Below are 20,120 nucleotides of genomic sequence, written 5' to 3'. Positions count from 1 at the left end.
CTCCCGCGCACGCAACTTCCCCACCAACTCGCTGCAACACTCAAGCCGGTCGCCAGCGAACTCGGCACACAGTTCGCGCACCTTCCCTCCGCACTATCAGCGCGCATTCCAGAAATCGATCTGCAACTACCCACCGCGCACCTGGCAGCCGCGAGCGAAACCGCAACCTCCTTCCCAAGCTCCATTGCCGAGAAAGTGCGCACCTTCTTCTGCCGCATGCTCGGCTGTGACACGTCGCAGGCCACCTCACGCATTTCGAACAAGCAGCTCACGAATACTGGAAATCCGCAGCAGCCCACCAAACCAATAAATACCAACCAACCAGCGCCTACCGAGCGGCCGCAAGGTGGCGTCGCGCGCGCAACTACGGCGCCAGTCGTGGTCTCAAGTTTATCCACCGCATCAAATGCATCCCCCGCTCCTGCAACTCAAAAGTCAGTCACCGAACGCATCCGCGAAGTGCAGGTAGCGCAGCCCAATACCACTTACGTCGACGAACGCCTCGCGGCACTTGAAGCCTCCATCGCGCAGCGCATGGCCTCGATGGAGAACGCTAACGCAACCTCGCTTCGAAGCGCCTCCTCGGGTAGCAGTGCGACTTCGGTCGACGCGAGCGCCATCACTGGTACGATCATCAACGCGATCGACACCGTGTCCGCTGCGATCTCTAGCCTGACGGCAAGCGAACTCGTCGCGACGAACGCGACCACGACTAATCTCTACGTTTCCGGCACGGCAACGATCGGCAGCGGCACTGGCCTGTTGCAATCGAACGCCGGTGTCGTCTCGTCGTTCGCCACCGGCAGCAACGGTCAAGTGCTCAAAGTCGTCGGCGGCGCTCTGGCATGGAGCACCGATCTTACGGGCGGAGGAGGGGGTGCAAGCGCGTGGGCGACGACGACCGACGATCTCGCCCTCTACCCTGCCGACGCAACTGATGTCGTGCTCATCGGCACATCCGCGACAAGCACAACCGGCTACATCCTCGAGGTGAGCGGCAACTCTCTCCTGCGGGGCGCACTCACCGCATACAACTCGATCACCGCGCCAACCTTCACGGCAACTTCATCAACCGCAACCTCAACCTTCCCCCGCCTCAACGCCTCCGGCTCTCTCAGCCTAGGGTCTGATTACGTTACCGATCTCACCGGCAGTGGACTCTCGCTTTCTGGCGGCGCGCTGACGCTCGACACGAGCGGTACGTGGTCCGGGAATCTCGGCGGCTACACCGCGGCGCAACTTCTCGCTGGCGGATTTAGTACAACCTCGGCCGACGTGTGGACCGCCACACGCAACTTCTTTGCAACGAGCTCGGCCGACTACTGGCAGACACAGCGCAACTTCTTCTCCACGTCGTCAGTGAACTACTGGAAATCGGTCACCGACTTTTTCTCGACGACCTCCGCCGCCTACCACCTCGGCACGCTCGACAAAGGCGACTTTTTCAGCACGACCTCGGCGACCTACTTCCTCGGACAGAACCAAGGCGCGGCGTTCTCGACGACATCTGCGATCAACTTCATCCACTCTTCATCGACGATCCCCAAGACCTACACCGCCAACACCTTCTCCGCGCTCCAGACCTTCGCCAACGCGTCGACGAGCATCCTCTCGGCGACCACGCTCTGCCTCTCCACCGACTGCCGCACGTCGTGGCCGGCAACGGGTAGCAGCTTCGACTATCTCTTCCCCGCTAACGCGACCACCACGCTCCTCGCGTTCAATGGCGGCATCACCGCCTCTGCGAGCAGCACGATAGGTAATGGCTCACAAGCCGGCGGCATTACCATCTCCGGCGGCGCGACGACCACCGGCACGCTCGTCGTGCAAGGCAACGGCACGAGCACATTCGCCGGCGACATCTCGATGAGCGGAAGCATCATCCCCGCGGCCAACATCACCTATTCGCTCGGGTCAGCATCCCGCATGTGGAAGGATCTCTTCGTCGGTCCCGGCTCGATTTACCTCAACGGTAAGAAGATCCTCGAAGACGTCTCCAACGTCATCACCTTCTCGACCGATGCCAATCAGAACCTTGCGATCCAAACCACGGGAACCGGCAACATCACGAGCCAGGCGACGGGCTCGGGCAATCACAACATTCTCACCGGCTCCGGTAACATCAACGTCACGTCTTCGGGCGCGGGAAGCATCAATATCTCGTCAGCGTCCGGCAACCTCAACATCGCCACGACCGGCTCCGGCCAGCTCAATCTCGGCACGGTGACGAGCGGCACCTGGCAAGGCAGCGTTATCGGCGACAGTTATCTCACGAAGAGCGGTAATTGGACCGGCACGTTAGACGGGCGCGAAGGCAGCGCGTATCTGGCGAACGCGTTCTCGACGACCTCGGCCGACGTGTGGAAGTCGGAGCGCAACTTCTTTGCCACCACGAGCGCTGACTACTGGAAGGGCCAGCGCAACTTTTTCAGCACCACCAGCGCGTCCTATTTCGTGTCGGTGAACCAGAGTTCACTCTTCTCTACAACGTCGGCCAACTATTGGGAGACGCAGCAAACCGCCCGCAGCGCCGACGATCTCGCAGACAACTCGATCGAGGATCTCAGCGACGTCGCCGCCATCACCGAGAACTACGGCGATCTCCTCTTCTGGAACGGCTCGAGTTGGGCCGATATCGCCACAAGCTCACTCGATCTACCGACGAGCGCCGCGCTCGCGAGCTACCTCGCGCTCTCCGACTGGTTCGCCACGACAACCGATGGTCTCGACGAAGGAAGTAGCAATCGCTACTTCACCGACGCGCGGGCCGATGCGCGCATCAACGCGACCTCGACGATCGGCACTCTCACCAGCGCGCCGAGCCTCTCCACGCTCGCAACGTCGCTCACAGGCTTCCTGAAGGCGACGGCCGGCGCGCTCTCCACGGCGCTCATCAATCTGGCATCCGATATCACCGGCGTGTTGCCCGTCGCCAACGGCGGCACAGGCTGGGCAAGCGTGGTCGCGAGCGCGATCCCCTACGGCAATGGATCGAGCGCGCTGGCGACGACAAGCGCCGGGACGAATGGCCAGGTCCTCGCCCTCGTCGGCGGCATCCCCACGTGGGCTGCCACCTCCACACTCTCGACCATCACCGGCACGCTCGATGTGAGCAAGGGCGGCACCGGTGCAACGGCGTTCACCTACGGACTGCTCCTCTCGCCCGGCGGCACCAGCGCGATTACCAACATCGCGACGTCGAGTCTTGGGTTGCTCACCACGCACGTCACCGAAGGATCGAACCTCTACTACGCGGACGGCCGTGTGCAGTCGTATCTCGATGGCGTCAGTAAGGGATTCTTCTTCTCCACAACGTCCGCGGATGTCTGGAGCGCCAATCGCAATTTCTTTTCGACGACGAGCGCGACCTACTTCGCGCACAGCTCGACCACGATCCCGAAGACGTACAGTGCAAATACCTGGACCGGCACCAACACCTTCAGCAGCCTCGCGCTCGGCTCGCTCAACGGTCCGCTGCACGCCAACGCCGGCGTGCTCTCGGCAACTTCATCCATCGGTGTGCTCTACGGCGGCACCGGCCTCACCAGCGCGCCAACGTACGGACAGCTGCTCGTCGGTAACTCGAGCGGCGGCTACACGCTCACCGCAACGTCATCCCTCGGCATCTCGGGCGGCTCCTCGCAATGGACCACCACCGGTAGCGACATCTATTACACGACAGGCAACGTGGGCATCGGCACCACCAATCCAAACTCAAAACTATCCATAGGCGCGTCCGTGGCAAACCCCACGTCCGGTGATCTTCTGCTCTCTGAAGCGACCCCGCAATTGTTCTTGGAAGTTACCGGGCAGGGTACCGACGGCAAGCTCTGGGACTTTCTCGGGGCTGGGAACAGCCTGCTCGCAAGGGCCGTGAATGACGCGAACTCGAATGCCAGCGCATGGCTCCAGGTTACCCGATCGGACGTCACGATCTCCAACGTAGCATTTCCGAACGGCAACGTCGGCATCGGCACAACCTCCCCCTGGGCAAAGCTCTCCATCAACTCCACCGCCGGAAGCCCGCAATTTGTCATCGGCTCCTCGACCGCACAGTTTATCGTCGACAAGAACGGCAACGTCGGCATTGGAACAACAACGCCAGGCATCTTTATCGGCGGTACCTCGCCTCTTACTATCGCAGCCGGCACCGCCGCGGGCCAGCCAGCGCTCAGCGTCGTCAATACCTTCAGCTCCGCCTCATACGCGCAGATAGCCTATGCCGGCAGCGGCCGCAGCTATACCACGGGAGTAGGGAACGCTTCGGAGACCACCTTCGGCGTCGCCAGCAAGTGGTACGTGTTCGACAATAATGCCAATGCCATGCGTGTCACGGTCGACACATCCGGCAACGTGGGCATCGGCACCACCACCCCAACCAGCCAATTGACGATCGGCAAGATCGGACGCCCCTCTCTCGCGCTCATCAACGCCGACACGAGCGACGCCACGATCGATACGCTCTTCACGTCCAACTCGACGATTAATGCGAACGTCAGAAATTGGGGCATGTTCCAAAGCGTCACCAACTACGGCGACTTCGCCTTCAAGGTCAGCACGACGCGCGGCGGCGATGCCCGCTCCGGAACGACAGCGCTCTACATGGACTACTTGGGGAACGTCGGCATCGGCACGACAGGGCTTGGAACGCCCGGACGCCTCATGATCGCCTTCGATAGCAACAGCCAGCAAGGCATCACCATTCAAACGACTAGTACGAGTGTGAACGGCCATTATGTCCGCTTCGCCAACAGTGGAGGCACGCTCATCGGTGGCATCAGTAAGAATGTCAATGACACGAGCGTCACGTACAACACCTCCTCCGATCGACGCGTGAAGGAGAACATCGTAACGACGACGCTCGGGCTCGACCCACTGATGCAATTGCCGGTGCGCGAGTTCAGCTTCATCAATGATCCGTCACACGCGACTACCACAGGCTTCATCGCGCAGGAGCTGCGGAACATCTTCCCGTGGGCCGTGACGACTAACGGCGACGATGGCGAGACGCCGCTCGGCGCGAGCTCCACGCCATGGTCGGTCGACTACGGCCGCATCACGCCGCTCATCGTCAAAGCCGTTCAAGACCTCGCAAACATCGCCGGAACGTTCAAAGCAAACCTCATCGCCTGGCTCGCCGACGCACAGAACGGCATCGAGAACCTCTTTGCCAAGACCATCTATGCGACGAACATAGCAGCCAACACCGGCACCTTCCGCAGCATAACGGCCAGCTCCACGGTCACCGACCAGCTGTGTATCGGTTCGATTTGCTTGACGGAATCCCAACTCGGCGCGCTGTTGAGCCAAACCGCCGGCGCTGCCGCATCAGCATCCGGGCCCTCTTCCCCATCCAATCCACGTGAGCCCGAGCCTCCAATCTCCGTGAGCTTATCCACGCCGGAAGCCACCCCCGACCTCACGAATTCCGAACAACCACCTCACGAAAATTCAACGGCCGAAACGCCACCCGCGCCGCCGGCGCCGGAGGCCCCTGTTGACAGCCAACCTCCGGCTCAGTCCGCGCCAACATCCCCTGCACCAGAACCAGTAAACGATAACCCATCGAACGACACACCGATCGAACCTATCGTGACGCCGCCGTCAGAACCCGCCAACGACAATCTGTCATCGCCCGAAGTGCTCACCGGCACCGAGTAACCGAATGCTGTCCAAGTGACAGAATCAGCATGTAATTGTCGGATCGAACTCCTGTTAGGATTTGAGCATGTCCGATCCGAACACAAATTCAAATGAAGGCGCGGTGCTGCCACAGCCGCCGATTGCCGGCGTAGTGGTTGGGAACATGGGGTCGCCAATTATACTGGCAGGGGTGGAAGTCGACGGTGTGGTCGCCGAACCTGCGCGCCCCGACGAAATGGTCAAAGTGTGGACGCGCTTGGCAACCATTCGGCATTTGAAATCAACACCATCGCGCCGCTCCGCGACACGTTGCAGATCCTGCAGGGCAGGCTCCCCCTGTTGCCGAGCATAATCATCGCTGGCCGACTTACAGACTGTCGGGCTCTTTCTGATCCATGGCATTTTGCACGCGGTGGAATAGCCCTAACGGGAGGGCGATGCTAAGGCTGATTAGGTGAAGGAAAAGTGCATCCCTCAGGCCGGCCCGCTGCGCTTCCGGACGATAATCCCCGGCCAGCGGAAGCATTCTCAACATCGCAAGCCGCGAGTTTCTAATCGCCCGCTACCCGCTCAAGGGAATGTGTAGGCCCCGTTGCGTTCAACTTCGGCATCACCGCGCCTTCCTGACCGGCTTGCGTCCAAGTCCCATGTTCACGTCAAGCTCCACATCAACTCGCACGCCGGCCTTCTTGAGGGCCGACAGAAGGCGGCCGACTTCCGGGAAGGCGTCGACCGGCGCGTCGAAATGGCTTCCATCGGCAAGATCGAAGCGGAGCCCATGCGAGGCCCGGTGGCCATGCAGCAGCGCCACGCCGAAGCCTCTCCACCCGCCGGCAAGCACCAGCAGCGGTGCGAGCCAGCGGGGCGGCAGGTGCCGAGTCGGCTTCACCGAGCGTATGGCGGCGAAGGGTAGTTCCTGGCGCGTGCGCAGGGTCGCGACCGAGAGCCGGTCGGCCTCGATCACCATCCAGAACGAGGCGTACCAGGCTGCGACCAGCAGGATCGCCAGACAAATCGCACCAGGCGGACCCAAAAGGAGGATGACCCCCCAGAGGTTCGGATTGTCTGCAACGAGGACAATGTAAATGCCGTAGAAGGTCAGAGAGAGCGTGAAGCCGATGAGATCTGGGAGCAGCACCGCCGCCAGTCGACTGTGGCGCAAGGCGCCCTCGGGCGGTTGCTCGAACGGCAGCAACAGATAGACAGCCACCGCTCCCGCGATCAGCCCCCACGCTAGCCAAGGTCGTGTGCCATCGGGCGCGGACGCAACGTGCGCGATTGCGGCGAGCAACAGAACAAGCGGCACCAACCGCCGGGCGATCTCCATCAAGCCAGTGCTCCGCATCGCACGACCGCTCCACAGGATATTATTCCTTTTTAGAATTATCGCGATTGCGAACCGGGAACCGTGATCCAGGTCAATGCGCGGCCCGTCGCTCGGCGGGGACGCCGATGTCCTGGAGAGAGAGGCACCCCGCTCATCCTGTTTTGCACGCCCGGCAATTACGAGACAATTGCCCGACGTGTGCGCGCTGAAATGGCACGCTGTTGATGAACACGCATGCGTTGCCGAAGCTAGTCCTCCGGGAGAAAGAGTTCGCGCGGCACGTTGTAGGTTTTCACCCATTCCTCCCACACGACGTCCGTCGGCAGAAAAGCTTCTTGGACAATCGACCAAGAAGTCCCGCCTCGACGCAGCAGAACGTCTACCGCGTCACTGTCAAGATCGGGAATGTAGTCCTTGGCGTAATGGGTTCGGCGATAGTCGATGCGTTTCCCCGCTTCGGTACGCGGATGCAGATTGGCATACGCCCAGTCGCCATACACTGCGAGTCGCTCGACCACAAAGATCACCTTGATGCCGAGCCTGCGCTCCACGGACGCGCGCACCACGTCGAGAATGGCCTTTCGTTCGCGGGAGCCCTTCTCGATTTCGACAATCTCTTTCCGCACCGACTCCTTGTGCACTTGCTCTTCTGGCACCGGCGGGCTTTCCTGTGGGGGCGGCGCAACCTCGGTTTCCGCCGGTGACCCGCCGCCTGGGACCTTTTCCGGATACTTCTTCAGCGACTCAAGGTCGATATCCCCGAACGGATCATCGGAGGCCCCCTGAGCGGAGGCCATGCCCAGCGACGCTGTCGCCGCCGGTATGACAAGACACACGAGCCCCATTGCGAGAGCTGGCAGATAACGATGGCGCAACATGTAACTCTCCAATACCCAAATCTAAAAGATAATCACCAGGCCTGCACTGACTATGACATTGATCAAGTCGCTTGACCGCCCGATGCCCAATATTTTGCCAACAACCGTTCCCCCCAGCGGACGTTTCCGGAGCCCGAAAATGAAATCCCGACCTGCGGCGCTCGGCATCCTGCGCGTGTGTGTCTACGCGCTGCTCGTCGCGATCACGGCGACGCTGCTCACACCCGCACCCGGCTTGGCCGATTGGGTCAAGGACGCGAAGGAAGCCGCGATCAAATATGCCGACGACAAGAAGGATGAGTTCGTCAAGGACCAGGCCAAGGCGGCGATCCTCGCCCTTTACAAGAAGCTCTATCGATCGAGCGCGGACCTGGCGCTGTCGCGCACTCTGACCAGCGTCGCGATCTCGGCGCCGGAGCTCAACAAGCTGATGAACGACGTCGGCGAAGCCTATGCCTCGGGCGATCCCGAGAAGCAGCGCGAGGCATCGCAGAAGGTGGCGGTGAGCTTCGGCCAGCAGCTCTCGAAGCTCGCATCGAACTCGAAAACCCGACAGCAGCTCGGCGCCATTATCGGCAGTGCCGATAAGGTCAAGGAAGTCTCCGCCGTTCTGGGCAATGTGGCAGCCGGCACCGACGAGGGGCGGCGGGCGGCCGCCCAATATGTCGGGCAGGTGCTGATCAATCTGACGCCGGGTGCCGGCATCGTCGGCTTCTATCAGAGCGCCTACGGTGCGATGAAATATGCGAATAACGCGTACGTCGACAGCAAAATCGAGGATCTCTACAGGGACTATAAGAACGGCAAGCTCTCGCGGGATGGATTGATCGCTCAATTGGAGAGTGGCACCGCGGGCTACCATTACGTCATCGAGAACCGGCGCAAGGAACTCGAGCGGGAGAAGATCGCCGCGATCGGCGACGCCGCCGGAGCGGCCAGCGAGCGCGTACGCGAGCACCTGACCAAGACGACCCAAGAGGAGATCATTGCCAACATCCTCGCCTCGTTCGACGGGCGCATCGCGAAGGAGAAGAAGGACGCCGCGGGGAAAGCCGCGCGCGACAAGGCGCTGAAGGAGGCCCAAACCATCCTCACCGAGCTCGATTGGGCGGCCAAGGGGCGCGAGGGCAGCGATTGGTACAAGAAGACGCCGGTCAATCTCGATAAGTTCACTTCCATTGTGCGCGACAAGCTCAAGGCCGATGGCGTGCTCGACCCGAACAATCCGCTGCACGTCAAGCTGATGTCGAAGGCGGCCTCGGTCGCCATGATCCACGGCAAGAATTCGAAGGAGTATGCCAAGGTGCTTGATGAGCTGAAGGACGCCAGAGACAGGATCATGGAAGTGAACAAGGGCCCGCCTTGCCCGAATGGCTCGCCGACACAAGCGCTCGCCTCACGCCTGTGGCAGAAGGGCGGGCAGCTGGTCGCGCACAAGAAGGTCGCTGCGGCGCTGCCCCTTCTGAAACAGAGCCTCGAGTTCTGCCCCGACGAAGCGCGCGCCGCGCAACTGGCCGAATTGACGAAGCTGTCAGAACCAGCTCCGCAAGAATTCGATGGAAGTTACGCGGGAAAGGCGACGTTCACCACCGGCGATTGGAAGACGCGGCGGGCCGTCACGGCCTCACTGACATTACGGGTCGAGAACAGTGTTGTAACGGGCACCATGACGTCGCGTGAACCTCAGTCAGAGGGCCGTGCCGACATCGTTCGCAACGCGGACATTTCCGGCCACCTCTCCGTGGACGGGCGGCTCACAGCCACGATGCAGGGAAAATCGGCTCTGGAGAAGTATAGAGAAACAGAGAAGAATATACTGACCAAGGAAGGAATGGATGCCGTTGGAGACATCATCATCGGCGGACTTGTGATGACCTACTCATTTGAGGGCTCGTTCACAGGCGAGATCAGCGACGGCCGAGGTGCAGGGAATTTTTCAGCGACCCGGCTAGGTGAGACGCCACGCCCAAATCACGTGGTCGGCACCTGGAAAGCCTCGCGCAAGTGATCGGTGGGGGAGGCGCTGCGCCTCCCTTCAGGACTCCCAGCTCTCAGATCCAGCTCAGGCTCTATGACAACCGGATCGTGCTCGCGGTCTGGCTGTTGGTCCTGGCCGGTCTCGGGAACATCACCGCGCTCGCACGCGGTATCATGAGCGTATATGCGCTTCTCGCGCACTCTTCCCTTCCCGGCAATCGCATTTGTTCTTCTTGCCACGGAGACAAGCACAACAACGGCAACCTACTCCGACACGTCCGCCGTTCACGGCACTGTCTACTACTACCGCGGCACCGCGGTGAATGCCGCCGGCGAAAGCGGCTACTCCAACCAGAAAGCATCAAGCTCCAATAGCGGGCGCATCATCCGCCTCGAGGGATCCGCGCGCCTGTTGGGTGGCATACGCCTGCGCTAACGCATCAGCGATCTCTGCCTCACCGGCGACCAACTGCGCGCTCTGGTGAGCCAAACCGGCGTCGCAGCGACCCCAAAATCCGTGCCCTCTTCCCCATCCAATCCGAGTGAGCCCGAACCGCCGCCAGCTCACGAAGATCAGTCACCTGACCTCACGAATCCCGAACAACCAACTCATGAAAATCTTACAAGCACTCCGGCCGTGCAGCAAGACCAAGCGCTCCCCGAACCGGTCTCCAATGACCTCGCCGAAATCGATCAGCCAGACCCACCAAACGACAACTTCGTGCAAGACGCGGCAGTCGAAAGTACCGACTTGCTTCCCTCAGAGCCAGCGCACGACAATCCCGCTGCCCCGTCAGTCGAAGCTATTAGCGCCCGCATTTGCGCAGTTTCCACCCACGCAAACGATCACCCGCCTTAGGCGTCTGCAGGAAGGTCACGAACCGCTAAGGCGCTCTACGTCCCGACGCACTCGGCAGCCGAGTGGCAGTCGCTCTACACGAACCCGCCTGTCGGTGTGACCATCTACGCGTCCTCTCGCGCGCGCCTCTCCTGCACGGTCCGGCTTTCGTGATGCGATTGCTTCTCGATATACATCGCTTGGTCGGCTTCCATCATCACCTCTTCCAACGTCCTATGTTTTGATGTCAGTGCATTGAAGTGCGCGAAGCCAGCGCTAAGAGACACCGGGACCGACCCCGGGATACGGTTGTGTTTAGCGAGCGCCTGAAGCAGTCGCTTGCGGATCCGGTGGCTGACAGTCTGGCTGGCTGCCACGAGCAGGACGACGAACTCGTCGCCACCCAGACGCGCGATGACGTCAGATGCGCGAAAGGTCGATTTCAGAATGCGAGCCGTGGCAACAAGCGCGCGATCACCGAATTCATGCCCCAGCTCGTCATTAATCCGTTTCATCCCGTCGAGATCGACGAACGCGAGCCCGAGGCTGTGGCCGGTGCGCCGCGCCAGCTTGAACTGTTCCTCGGCGATGATGAGAAACCCGCGCCGATTATAGAGGCCGGTTAATGTGTCCATGAGCGCCAGACTCTGCAGGGCAGCCATCAAACGGTGCCGCTCGCATGCGTAGCGGACTACCCGCCGCAACAGCGCGCGGTCAATCTCACTCTTTACCAGCCAGTCTTGGGCCCCCTCCCGCAGCGCCGCAATGGCAAGCTCTTCATCCTGCGCGGCGCTGAGAGCCACAATCGGCACCTCTCGCGCTGCATACGTCACGCGATGAACGGCCTCGACCCCGGGGGCATCAGGCAAAGATAGGTCGAGCAACACCAGATCATAGTGATCGCGGCGGAGATGGGCCAGACCTTTGGCTAGCCGTGTCGCCGTCGTCACGCAGACGTGCGGGTCAGCGTGCAGCAGCAACCGCAGCAGCTGCGCGTCTGCGATCGAATCCTCAATGAGGAGGATCTTCAGTGGGCTGAGGCCACCGTGCCCCGCCAATGAGCAAGGGTCAGCCAATGTTCTCTCCCTCTGCTGTACGGGCGGCATTTGCCGCCCCACATTGGGAGCCAACATCGGACCGGTTCCGGCGACGGCCTGGCTTGACCAAGGTCAAGGCGGACGACATTTCCCGGTATTTGCCAGGCCCAGACTCCGAAATAACGTTGCCAATTCATGAACGGAGCAATCGCCTATTCACCTGCACCGGCGGCTACTCCACCGGCCTCCGCCCAGATCTCACCCGCCGATCCTTTGCCAGCGCACAACAGTGGACCGGCATCGGCTGGGGCTCGCCGGAAGAGAGTCCAGTGCACGCAACGACAAGCTGATTAATTTCTCTTCAGATTGAGAGTTGCGATGTTAAACTTGAGTCGACGCTCGGAACTGAGAAAGGCCTTATTATGTTCAACACCAAAAAGGCAGACGGCGCATCTGCCGCAAGTGGTAGCCCTGGAAAATCATTTGAGCCCGCCTTGTTACCTTCCGCTCGATTGACACCAGCCTACGAGAAGACCAGGACCTCGAATCACTCCATTGTCGATGAGTGTCTTGCGATGAGAGGCGATTTGGAGAGCGCCGGCGATATCCTCGTCAAAGGCAAGGTCCTTGGTAATATAAAATGCAAAGTACTAATCATAGACACGGATGCCTTGGTAGAAGGCGGGGTCGAAGCCGAGGAAGTAATCATTCGCGGCAACAGCAAAGGCACGATCAATGCGGGCCGCGTCAGGCTTGAAAAGACCGCGACCGTGGATAGTGAAATCTGCCACCAGACGTTTTCCGCCGAGGAAGGTGCGCGCATCAAAGGTGCCCTCCGCTGCAAGGAGGATCCTGTCGACGGGGAGGCTGATGCGGTCGTGTCCACGGCTGAAAGCCGCCCGGCCAAGACCGCAAGCGTCCTCTCGGTAGTCCCCGAGGCTTCGGCCTAACCCATCGAGCCCGAGCAGCAGTCGGACGGGCGCGGCTTATGGGCCGACGGGCGCTGCCATCACGCACCCGCGGAGGGGGGCGATGCGAACGATCCCACGCTCGCATGGGGTTGGCCGCGGTCGCCATTCGGGATGGCGCCGCTTACTGGCCACCTCAGCGCGCCAGACATTCCCAATCCGCCAAGTAAGCCAGCCCGACAGGGCTGGCGACAGACGACCGACCGCGAGTTCGCTCGCGGTCTCATGGTTTCCACGCATCTAGTGTTCTGGGGGCGAGTGCTATGCCCACGGCACTCGGCATCGCGAAGCGCGCGCTTCACGCCACAATCGCAGTCTTCCGCTTCCTCCTCCGCCACCAGCATGCATCGCCGACTCGAGCACGCGCTCGGCCGCATCCTTCCGCTCACCTGAACTGCTATTGCCGCCGCGTGTTGATAGCATCATCCTCTTCATCATCTTCGGCACGACCAGGTTATTCGCCGATCGCCACACGCGCTCGATCGAGACGCGCGCCATCGCGCGCACCGATCCGCTCTTCGGCCTCAAGCCGACGACCAAGCTGCGGGCGCGTTGACACGATGCGCAACGCGATGGCGCAGAAGCCCGCCCACTCCGGCGGGCTTTTTGTGTGCTACCATGCACGCGCACGTTGGTATCGGCAAAGATTTCGACCGCTGGAATAAACACAAGAAGACGCTCAACTCCTCCATGCCGCGGCCGTTCTGTCATCCCCGCGAGATCTGGTGGTGTAGCGTCGGCGTCAATGTCGGCAACGAGATCGATGGCACCGGCAACGAGCACAATCGGCCGGTCCTGGTTATTCGGCCGTTCAACGCCGAGACCTTCTTTGGCATCGCCCTCGTTGGCATGCGCGCGCGAGCCGGTACTACTTCCCGCTTGGGGTGGTCGATGACCGCGAGGCCGTCGCCAACCTCTCACAGGTCCGCTTGTTCGATGCCAAGCGCCTCATTCGCAAAATCGGCATGCTCGACGAGCGCACCTTCCGCGAGCTCGGCAAGGCGCTGGCGCTGACCCTGTTTCCCTCGTTGGAGTTGAAATAATTTGCCCCGCGCTGCGCGGGGCGAGGCCGAAGCCGTATGTGATTTAAGCCTAGCAGTTGGTGCAGGAGGCGCAACTTCTCGGCAATCTTCCGTTGCGGTGGAAGGTGCGGTGTTCTTTCTGCGGGTCGCGCTCGGCAAGCAAGCCTCTTACCTGCTGGACCAACAGCCCATACTTGTGAATGTGATCGAGCAACAAGGCGTAGTGCTCGAGCATTTCGCGCACGCCGCATCCGACTATCCAAAACGAGAATTCTTTCTTGAATTCATCGACCCGCTTTGGAGGGAGATCCGACGGAAAGAAGTCGATTGGCAGCGAAGTCCGCCCTGGTTGGAGCTCCAGTTTGTGCAGCTGATAGTCGCGGAAGTCTTTCCGCTGCATTGCGTTCAAGCCAAGGCCCATGAAGAGCACTGCGCGCCTAACGCCCGTGTGAGCAATATTAGACGGCTGTCTGACGTCAATATTGACCTGCTGCCGCATCTTGGACCCCTAACTGCAGCGTGCCGCGAACTCCCCCCATCGCCGAACGCACGCATCACCGCGCCCTCAGTGTCGGCATTGAGCACCACGCGTTTGCGCGGCAGCAGGGCGACGACTTCCTCGCCGACAGATTCTCTCGGCAACCACTCGATCGGTCCGACACTCAGCGGCTTCCGTACGATCGGTCGCGCCACAACAGGGAACCTCATCGCGACCGACCGCAGCTGAGATCAGGCAATCCAGCTGCACCAATTCGGAAGACATGACGAAGCCCGTCGCGGACTTCCACGCCATGAAGCCGTAGAGCAGCTGCATGCGCCGCTGCGTGTCACTGTCCCTTTTAAAGTCGGCGACCGCATCCACTGCTGGGTGAGAGCGGAGGTCAGCTACCATCTCAAAAGGATCCGCCTCATTGAGCCGCGAGAACCGGACGGTGATCACATTCGCCGGCTCAAGGCGCTCGGCAGGAAGATCGTGGCCCGCCAGAGCGGACAGCTCCTCGCCGAAGTGCAGTTTCCTGAGACGCTTACCGGAACGATCGAGAGCTTCAACAGGCGCGCGAAACGCGGAGTAATTCGCCGCGAGAATGGCGAGCAGCTGCAGTTTGATCGTGGTTGCCTAGGTCCAGTGTGCAACACCAAGATAGAGCCCGGTATGCCGGTGTACTTTCATGCGTGCCGCTTCGAGGAGATGTGGTCGGTATTAGATATCGTCTCGCTCGGCACACCCGCCGAGTAGTCTGCAGTTCAACGCAAGAGTTGACTGAGCTGGCATTCGAATTTGACTGAGCGGGCACTTATCTGCAGTTATCCCCCATCCGCAGCGCTTCTTTCCACCATCCCGCGCTATCATATCCACACGGCCCAAGACCTAGTCTTTGCGCCCGTCCGCAATGGTCGACGAAATCACTATCGATGCATACGCTTTATGGCCGCGCGCGACGGGGCGGCCATCGTCGGCATCTCTCCCGACTACCTGACGCGCTGGTGCCGCGAAGGCCTCGTCACCGCGCAACGCTCACCAAATCCGCCACCGTCCGCATCATCCCCACTTCCAGGAACTCTAACACTCGCATCCCTTCATTTGCGCCATTCCAACTGCCGCGTACAATTCCCTCATGGCCAAGAAAATCACACTCAACGACATCGCCACGATGCTCTCGAAGCAGAGCATCATCCTCGGTATGCATCCGGCGAAGGCCCTGGTCAGGCTTGATCAGGCTGCGTTGATATGGGCGCATAGCGGGCCGTTCCAGTTCCATGGCAACAGCGCGGCGATGCGGTTCGCAGGATGCGTAGCTATGCGGCCCAGCACGTCTGCGAGCCAGGCGCGCGGATCGATATGGTTCAACTTGCACGTCTCGATCAGCGTGTAGATTACAGCGGCACGTTGCCCGCCGGCGTCGGAGCCGCAGAAGGTCCAGTTGCGCCGGCCGACGGCGATGCCGCGCACGGCGCGCTCGGCCGCGTTGTTCGACATGCAGATGCGGCCATCGTCGAGGAAGCGCGTGAAGGCTGGCCATCGCTTCAGGCTATAGTCCATGGCCTTGGCCAAGGGGTTCTTGGACGAGAGCTTCTTGCGTTCCTCCCTGAGCCATCGTTCGAGGTCGTCGACGAGCGGTTTTGAGCGCTCACCACGGACGGCCAACCGGTCACCCGGCGGCTGGCCGTTGATCTCGCGCTCGATGGCGAACAGCGCGTCGATGCGACGTACGGCCTCCATCGCAATCGGTGCCTTCTGCAGCTCCGCCAGGTCGAAGAACTTCCTGCGGCCATGCGCCCAGCATGCCGCCTCGACGATCGGTCCCGGCTTGCGGCCAGTAACATAGAGCCCGTTGAAGCCGGCGTAGGCGTCGGCTTGTAGCAGTCCGGTGTAGGCAGATAGATGCTTCTCGGGATGCGCGCCGTCGCGATTGTGTGAGTAGTGGTAGAACGCCGCCGGCGCGGCCGCGCCCCCGAACGGCGCATCATCACGCACGTAGGCCCACAGCCGGCCCGTCGTGCACTTGCCCTTGGCCAGCACCGGCACCGTGGTGTCGTCGGCGTGGATGCGCTCGGTCGCCAGCACGTGCTTCTCGATCGCATCGCGCAGCGGCATCAGTGTTGCGGCTGAGGCACCGACCCAGTCGGCCAGCGTCGAGATGTCGAGATCGACGCCCTCGTTGGCGTAGATGTCGCTCTGCCGGTTCAAGGGCAGGTGCGCGCCGAACTTGCCGAACAAGACGTCGGCGAGCAGATGCGGGCCGGCCCGGCCGCGCGTGATCGGATGTACCGGCGCTGGTGTCTGCGCGATGGTATCGCAGGTCCGGCAGGCGAGCCGCTCGCGCACGTGCACGATCACCTTCCAACGGGCAGGAACGCGCTCCAGTGTCTCCGTCGTGTCCTCGCCCAGCTTGCGGAACCTCGTGCCGGAGCAGCATGGACAGACCATCGGGGCGGGATGCACGAGGCGCTCACGCGGCAGATGCTCCGGCAGCGGCCGGCGCGCTGGCTTGTGGCTCGTGGATGATGGCGAGACGACGGGCGCTGCGATCTCGGCGGCGGCTTTCTCCTCCGCCATCTTCTCGACGAGCTCGGCAAGCTGCAGCTCGAGCTGATCGAGGAGCTTGATGCTCCGCTCCGACGATGTCCCGAACGTCTCGCGCCTCATCTTGGCGATGGTGAGCTTCAGGTTCGCGATCTCGGCGTCGAGGTCGAGCGCCCGCGCCTCGGCGGCCTGAGCCCGATCGTCGGATGCGACCCGCGCCGCGTGCTCGGCAATAAGAAGAGCCTTGAGTGTCGCGATGTCGTCGGGGAGCCTGGTCGGGTCGAGCGTCATGGGCCTGAGGATAGCTGCTTCGCGCTCACCCTGATCGGAGCCATGGCGATAATCCACGACCCGAGTCGCGTGGGTCACACGCGGCATTGACCTTCAGCCCGCGATCTCGGGGCGCCACGTGTGCTGCGGCGCTCGCCAGTCTATCCCTTCGAGCATGTAGCCGAGCTGAGCCGGCGTGATCGGCACGGCGCCGTCGGTCGGCGACGGCCAGATGAACCGCCCCCGCTCCAGCCGCTTGGAGAACAGGCACGCGCCCTGACCGTCGTGCCAGATGATCTTGATGAGATCGCCTCGGCGTCCCCGGAAGATGAAGAGATGGCCACCGTGCGGATCCTGCTTTAGCTTCTCCTGCACGAGCAGCGCGAGGGAGGCGAAACCCTTCCTCATATCGGTGTGGCCGGTCGCGATCCACACGCGCACGCCGACGGGAACGGGGATCATCACGCCTCCAGGACGTCGATGATCTGCTTCAGCATCGCCGCGTCGACGCCCCCGCCGACACGCACCCGGCGACCATTGGCAAGCTCGATCTCAATACAGTCGGCCGCGGATGCCGCGGGGGGACGTGGCGGCTTCTTGCGTTGTTCAGTCCTACGCTCCGTCGCTGGCATCTCAGGGAGAGCCGGTGCCGGCAATGCAACGGGTAGGAAGCTCGCCTCCACCGTGCGCACGTCCTGGCCATGCTCCGCCCTGTGGACCTTGATCCAGCGGAACAACAGGCTCGGGCTAATCCCGTGCCGGCGGGCGATCGCCGAGACGTTCGTACAAGGGGCCGAAGCCTCGGCCACGATCGCCTGCTTCTCGGCTGGGCTCCACTGCCGCCGCGTCTCGGCAACGAAGTCGAACCGGCGCGACGGCCTATCTCCAGACATAGGCATGGAACAATCCCTGTCGTGACCACCCGTCACCAACAGGACCTATGTCCCAACTTCTCCGCAAGACGGCCTTCCCCGGACGCTTACCATCCTCGCTAAGCACGGCAAGGAGATCGTGATCTCACTGCGAGCGTGGCTTACGTCGTGAAGCACATGGAGACGAAAGACGACATAGCGAATGTCCAAACGGACATCGCGTGCATGCAGGAGCAAGTGAACTCCATCGAGGCCGAACTGAAGCTCGGCCGCTACGAAACCCGCCTCGGCAATCTGGAGCAGAAAGTCTTCGGCGCGCCCCGCCGCTGGTCCTCTCCGCGAGGACAAACAGCAGCGCTATAAGTCAGCCGAGCAGGTCATAAGAAAGGGCGCCGGCCCCGGGGGGAGAACCTGCGCCCTCAGCCATGTCCCCCGAGGGACGGGGAGACTTCCGGGAGGGGATAACCGGAAGTGTGGCCAACGCTTATCATCGTCGCCTCACACGCGAAGGCAAGTTCGTCACCGTGCGGTGCAATGGTGCCCGTCAGCGTCAAAACCGCGTCGTTCGCGGTTATCGGCGTCGCGCGATCATGGTGCACCGCACGCGCCTCAAAGCCTTATCCACTACATACCTCGGCGCACAGCGCGGATTCGCCTCGCTACCAAGACCGACGGGAGCGCTCATTCATCATGCGCGCCGCTTGTGGCGAGCTCGCCGCCCGCGCGCCGGCTGGCGGGTGCGCGGGCGGCGGCCGGCATCCGCGCGCGTTACTCAGCGAATGTCGTCGTAGGTGTTCGCCCGCCGAAAGTCTCGTAGTTGCGCGACTGCGGGCCAAGCCAGAACAACGCTATAATCGTGAGCAGGATGATCACCACCATCATCTTGGAAAACAGAGTGCCGATCTGCATGCGGGGGTCCCTGGTGTCATATGGCATCATCGCTTCCTCCTGCGACGCTTGCTTGTGGTGACGAGATTCCGACGTCAGGCCTCCGCCGTCAACGCCCATTCACCGGCGCCGCAGCCGGCTCACGACGGCTTGAGACGCATTTCCGCCGCTCCCGTCGAAGTGCCCTCGTTGGCATGCGTACGGCGCTCGGTAGCGCCAGATGTTGCCGGCCCACTTTTGATGGTCGCTCCGGCCGAAGCCAAGGCACCGCGACAGATGCAGCGCCCGCACTTGCGCCGTTGGCTGATGCGAGCCTGACGACACGCGTCAGTGTCTCGTCACGATGACTCCGGCACAGTGTCGCCGTGGCGCTGAAATGCGCCGGCAACCATCCGAAGGAGATGCCCAATGAACAAGATGCTTCTCGCGCTTGCAGCATCCAGCATTCTCGCGTCCGCGCCCGCGCTGGCCGGCAGCTATTCCGGCACCTGCACGAGTGCTCCCAAGGCGCAATGGATGACCGAGGCCGCGGCACAGGCCAAGATCGCCGAAGTCGGCTTCGCGGTGAAGAAGATCAAGACCACGCGCGCCGGCAATTGCTTCGAGGCCTACGTCACCGATAAGAGCGGCACCAAATTCGAGCTGTTTCTTGATCCGACCACGGCCAACGTCGTGCACGCCCAATGACCGCGCGCCCTGACACAGTCGCTGGCTTCGACTCCGGCCGCATCGCGCGGCCGGAGTCGACCAAGGTGTGGGACGCATTCGTGCGCGTCTTCCATTGGTCGCTCGTCATTTCATTCGCCGTTGCCTGGTATTCAGGCGGTATCTGGGACAACCCGCACCTCATTGCCGGCTACCTCGTCTTGGCGCTCGTTGTCGCCCGCATCGTGTGGGGCTTCATCGGCTCCCGCTACGCCCGCTTCTCGGATTTCATCTACGGCCCGCGTGCAACGCTGCGCTATGCCGCGGCGCTGCTGCGCCGGCGCGCGCCGCGCTTCCTCGGCCACAATCCGCTGGGCGGTGCCATGGTGCTCGCCTTGCTGGCGACGCTTCTCGTCATCTGCGTCAGCGGCGCGATGATGACCACCGACACCTTTTGGGGCGTCGCCTGGGTCGATACGCTGCATGCGACGGCGAGCACGTTGGCGCTCATCCTCGTCGGGCTGCACGTCGGCGGCGTCATCTTCACCAGCCTCGAGCACGGCGAGAACCTGGTTCGGGCCATGATAACCGGCAGGAAGCGCGCTCCTGATTACGCACCATAGTCCGCCATCTTGAGCCACCAGTAGGGCTGTGGCCGGGTGGCGAGGGCGGCGCAGCCGAGGGCGGGGATCATGGCGGCGAGATCGAAGCGGTGGTTGAAGCGCCATTC

At 62.0% G+C, this 20,120-nt stretch carries 18 protein-coding genes; 11 read left to right on the top strand and 7 right to left on the bottom strand.

Annotated elements, in window-relative coordinates:
- The first annotated feature begins 459 nt into the window (after positions 1-459).
- Entirely contained in the window at positions 460-5,661 is a 5,202-nt protein-coding gene (locus F9K20_RS19680; protein WP_291006001.1) for a tail fiber domain-containing protein, read from the top strand.
- A 592-nt stretch (positions 5,662-6,253) separates the two neighbouring features.
- On the opposite strand, the gene F9K20_RS19675 is transcribed toward F9K20_RS19680, so the two are convergent.
- Positions 6,254-6,973: a hypothetical protein gene (locus F9K20_RS19675; protein WP_291005998.1), complete on the bottom strand. Its 720-nt coding sequence runs from the start codon at positions 6,971-6,973 to the stop codon at positions 6,254-6,256.
- Positions 6,974-7,218: 245 nt separating this feature from the next.
- The gene (locus tag F9K20_RS19670; protein WP_291005995.1) at positions 7,219-7,848 is read right to left on the bottom strand and encodes a hypothetical protein; all 630 of its coding nucleotides are present in this window, start codon (positions 7,846-7,848) and stop codon (positions 7,219-7,221) included.
- 139 nt (positions 7,849-7,987) lie between these two features.
- Here F9K20_RS19670 and F9K20_RS19665 point away from each other — a divergent pair, with 139 nt between their 5' ends.
- Both F9K20_RS19665 and F9K20_RS19660 read left to right on the top strand, forming a co-directional pair.
- Positions 7,988-9,856: a hypothetical protein gene (locus tag F9K20_RS19665; protein WP_291005992.1), complete on the top strand. Its 1,869-nt coding sequence runs from the start codon at positions 7,988-7,990 to the stop codon at positions 9,854-9,856.
- Positions 9,857-10,009: 153 nt separating this feature from the next.
- Positions 10,010-10,261 carry a hypothetical protein gene (locus F9K20_RS19660; RefSeq protein ID WP_291005989.1) on the top strand — a complete coding sequence of 84 codons (252 nt, stop codon included), beginning with the start codon at positions 10,010-10,012 and terminating at the stop codon, positions 10,259-10,261.
- A 527-nt stretch (positions 10,262-10,788) separates the two neighbouring features.
- On the opposite strand, the gene F9K20_RS19655 is transcribed toward F9K20_RS19660, so the two are convergent.
- Positions 10,789-11,769 (bottom strand): diguanylate cyclase response regulator, encoded by a 981-nt coding sequence (locus F9K20_RS19655; protein ID WP_291005986.1) that lies wholly within the window; start codon positions 11,767-11,769, stop codon positions 10,789-10,791.
- Positions 11,770-12,122: 353 nt separating this feature from the next.
- Between F9K20_RS19655 and F9K20_RS19650 the strand changes: the two genes are divergently transcribed.
- From F9K20_RS19650 to F9K20_RS19630, 5 genes are all read left to right on the top strand, one after another.
- On the top strand, positions 12,123-12,650 hold the full coding sequence (locus F9K20_RS19650; RefSeq protein ID WP_291005983.1) for a polymer-forming cytoskeletal protein: 528 nt from the start codon (positions 12,123-12,125) through the stop codon (positions 12,648-12,650).
- 418 nt (positions 12,651-13,068) lie between these two features.
- Entirely contained in the window at positions 13,069-13,224 is a 156-nt protein-coding gene (locus F9K20_RS19645; RefSeq protein WP_291005980.1) for a hypothetical protein, read from the top strand.
- Positions 13,225-13,552: 328 nt separating this feature from the next.
- Positions 13,553-13,711 carry a type II toxin-antitoxin system PemK/MazF family toxin gene (locus tag F9K20_RS19640; RefSeq protein WP_291005978.1) on the top strand — a complete coding sequence of 53 codons (159 nt, stop codon included), beginning with the start codon at positions 13,553-13,555 and terminating at the stop codon, positions 13,709-13,711.
- A 109-nt stretch (positions 13,712-13,820) separates the two neighbouring features.
- A complete protein-coding gene (locus F9K20_RS19635) occupies positions 13,821-14,417 on the top strand; it encodes a hypothetical protein (RefSeq protein WP_291005976.1) in 597 nt (198 codons plus the stop codon).
- A gap of 246 nt (positions 14,418-14,663) precedes the next feature.
- Complete coding sequence (locus F9K20_RS19630; protein ID WP_291005973.1) at positions 14,664-14,927, top strand: hypothetical protein; 264 nt, start codon at positions 14,664-14,666, stop codon at positions 14,925-14,927.
- A 477-nt stretch (positions 14,928-15,404) separates the two neighbouring features.
- Here the strand turns inward: F9K20_RS19630 and F9K20_RS19625 are convergent, their stop codons facing one another.
- The 3 genes from F9K20_RS19625 to F9K20_RS19615 form a co-directional block, all read right to left on the bottom strand.
- Positions 15,405-17,006, bottom strand: coding sequence for an IS66 family transposase (locus F9K20_RS19625; RefSeq protein WP_291005970.1), 1,602 nt, complete (start codon positions 17,004-17,006; stop codon positions 15,405-15,407).
- A gap of 93 nt (positions 17,007-17,099) precedes the next feature.
- Positions 17,100-17,447 carry an IS66 family insertion sequence element accessory protein TnpB gene (tnpB, locus tag F9K20_RS19620; RefSeq protein WP_291005967.1) on the bottom strand — a complete coding sequence of 116 codons (348 nt, stop codon included), beginning with the start codon at positions 17,445-17,447 and terminating at the stop codon, positions 17,100-17,102.
- Positions 17,447-17,884 carry a transposase gene (locus F9K20_RS19615; RefSeq protein WP_291005965.1) on the bottom strand — a complete coding sequence of 146 codons (438 nt, stop codon included), beginning with the start codon at positions 17,882-17,884 and terminating at the stop codon, positions 17,447-17,449. Before F9K20_RS19615 ends, tnpB begins: the two co-directional genes overlap by 1 nt.
- Positions 17,885-18,034: 150 nt before the next feature.
- Between F9K20_RS19615 and F9K20_RS19610 the strand changes: the two genes are divergently transcribed.
- A complete protein-coding gene (locus F9K20_RS19610; RefSeq protein WP_291005963.1) occupies positions 18,035-18,220 on the top strand; it encodes a hypothetical protein in 186 nt (61 codons plus the stop codon).
- 405 nt (positions 18,221-18,625) lie between these two features.
- Here the strand turns inward: F9K20_RS19610 and F9K20_RS19605 are convergent, their stop codons facing one another.
- Entirely contained in the window at positions 18,626-18,796 is a 171-nt protein-coding gene (locus tag F9K20_RS19605; RefSeq protein ID WP_291005962.1) for a hypothetical protein, read from the bottom strand.
- Positions 18,797-19,153: 357 nt separating this feature from the next.
- Between F9K20_RS19605 and F9K20_RS19600 the strand changes: the two genes are divergently transcribed.
- On the top strand, positions 19,154-19,432 hold the full coding sequence (locus F9K20_RS19600) for a PepSY domain-containing protein (protein ID WP_291005960.1): 279 nt from the start codon (positions 19,154-19,156) through the stop codon (positions 19,430-19,432).
- On the top strand, positions 19,429-20,013 hold the full coding sequence (locus F9K20_RS19595; protein ID WP_291005958.1) for a cytochrome b/b6 domain-containing protein: 585 nt from the start codon (positions 19,429-19,431) through the stop codon (positions 20,011-20,013). The genes F9K20_RS19600 and F9K20_RS19595 overlap by 4 nt, the downstream gene beginning before the upstream one ends.
- Positions 20,014-20,120: the final 107 nt, after the last annotated feature.

Source organism: Hyphomicrobium sp. (assembly GCF_009026145.1).
Taxonomy (GTDB): domain Bacteria; phylum Pseudomonadota; class Alphaproteobacteria; order Rhizobiales; family Hyphomicrobiaceae; genus Hyphomicrobium_A.
The sequence above is the reverse complement of the archived record's forward strand: the minus strand, read 5'-3'. Positions and strand labels throughout refer to the sequence as shown.

Bases quoted from the DNA above. Each gene is read 5' to 3' on its own strand.
- F9K20_RS19670 (WP_291005995.1), bottom strand. From the start codon at position 7,848: ATGTTGCGCCATCGTTATCTGCCAGCTCTCGCAATGGGGCTCGTGTGT.
- F9K20_RS19665 (WP_291005992.1), top strand. From the start codon at position 7,988: ATGAAATCCCGACCTGCGGCGCTCGGCATCCTGCGCGTGTGTGTCTAC.
- F9K20_RS19660 (WP_291005989.1), top strand. From the start codon at position 10,010: ATGCGCTTCTCGCGCACTCTTCCCTTCCCGGCAATCGCATTTGTTCTT.
- F9K20_RS19655 (WP_291005986.1), bottom strand. From the start codon at position 11,769: ATGCCGCCCGTACAGCAGAGGGAGAGAACATTGGCTGACCCTTGCTCA.
- F9K20_RS19650 (WP_291005983.1), top strand. From the start codon at position 12,123: ATGTTCAACACCAAAAAGGCAGACGGCGCATCTGCCGCAAGTGGTAGC.
- F9K20_RS19625 (WP_291005970.1), bottom strand. From the start codon at position 17,006: ATGACGCTCGACCCGACCAGGCTCCCCGACGACATCGCGACACTCAAG.
- tnpB (WP_291005967.1), bottom strand. From the start codon at position 17,447: ATGATCCCCGTTCCCGTCGGCGTGCGCGTGTGGATCGCGACCGGCCAC.
- F9K20_RS19615 (WP_291005965.1), bottom strand. From the start codon at position 17,884: ATGCCTATGTCTGGAGATAGGCCGTCGCGCCGGTTCGACTTCGTTGCC.
- F9K20_RS19610 (WP_291005963.1), top strand. From the start codon at position 18,035: ATGGAGACGAAAGACGACATAGCGAATGTCCAAACGGACATCGCGTGC.
- F9K20_RS19605 (WP_291005962.1), bottom strand. From the start codon at position 18,796: ATGATGCCATATGACACCAGGGACCCCCGCATGCAGATCGGCACTCTG.
- F9K20_RS19600 (WP_291005960.1), top strand. From the start codon at position 19,154: ATGAACAAGATGCTTCTCGCGCTTGCAGCATCCAGCATTCTCGCGTCC.
- F9K20_RS19595 (WP_291005958.1), top strand. From the start codon at position 19,429: ATGACCGCGCGCCCTGACACAGTCGCTGGCTTCGACTCCGGCCGCATC.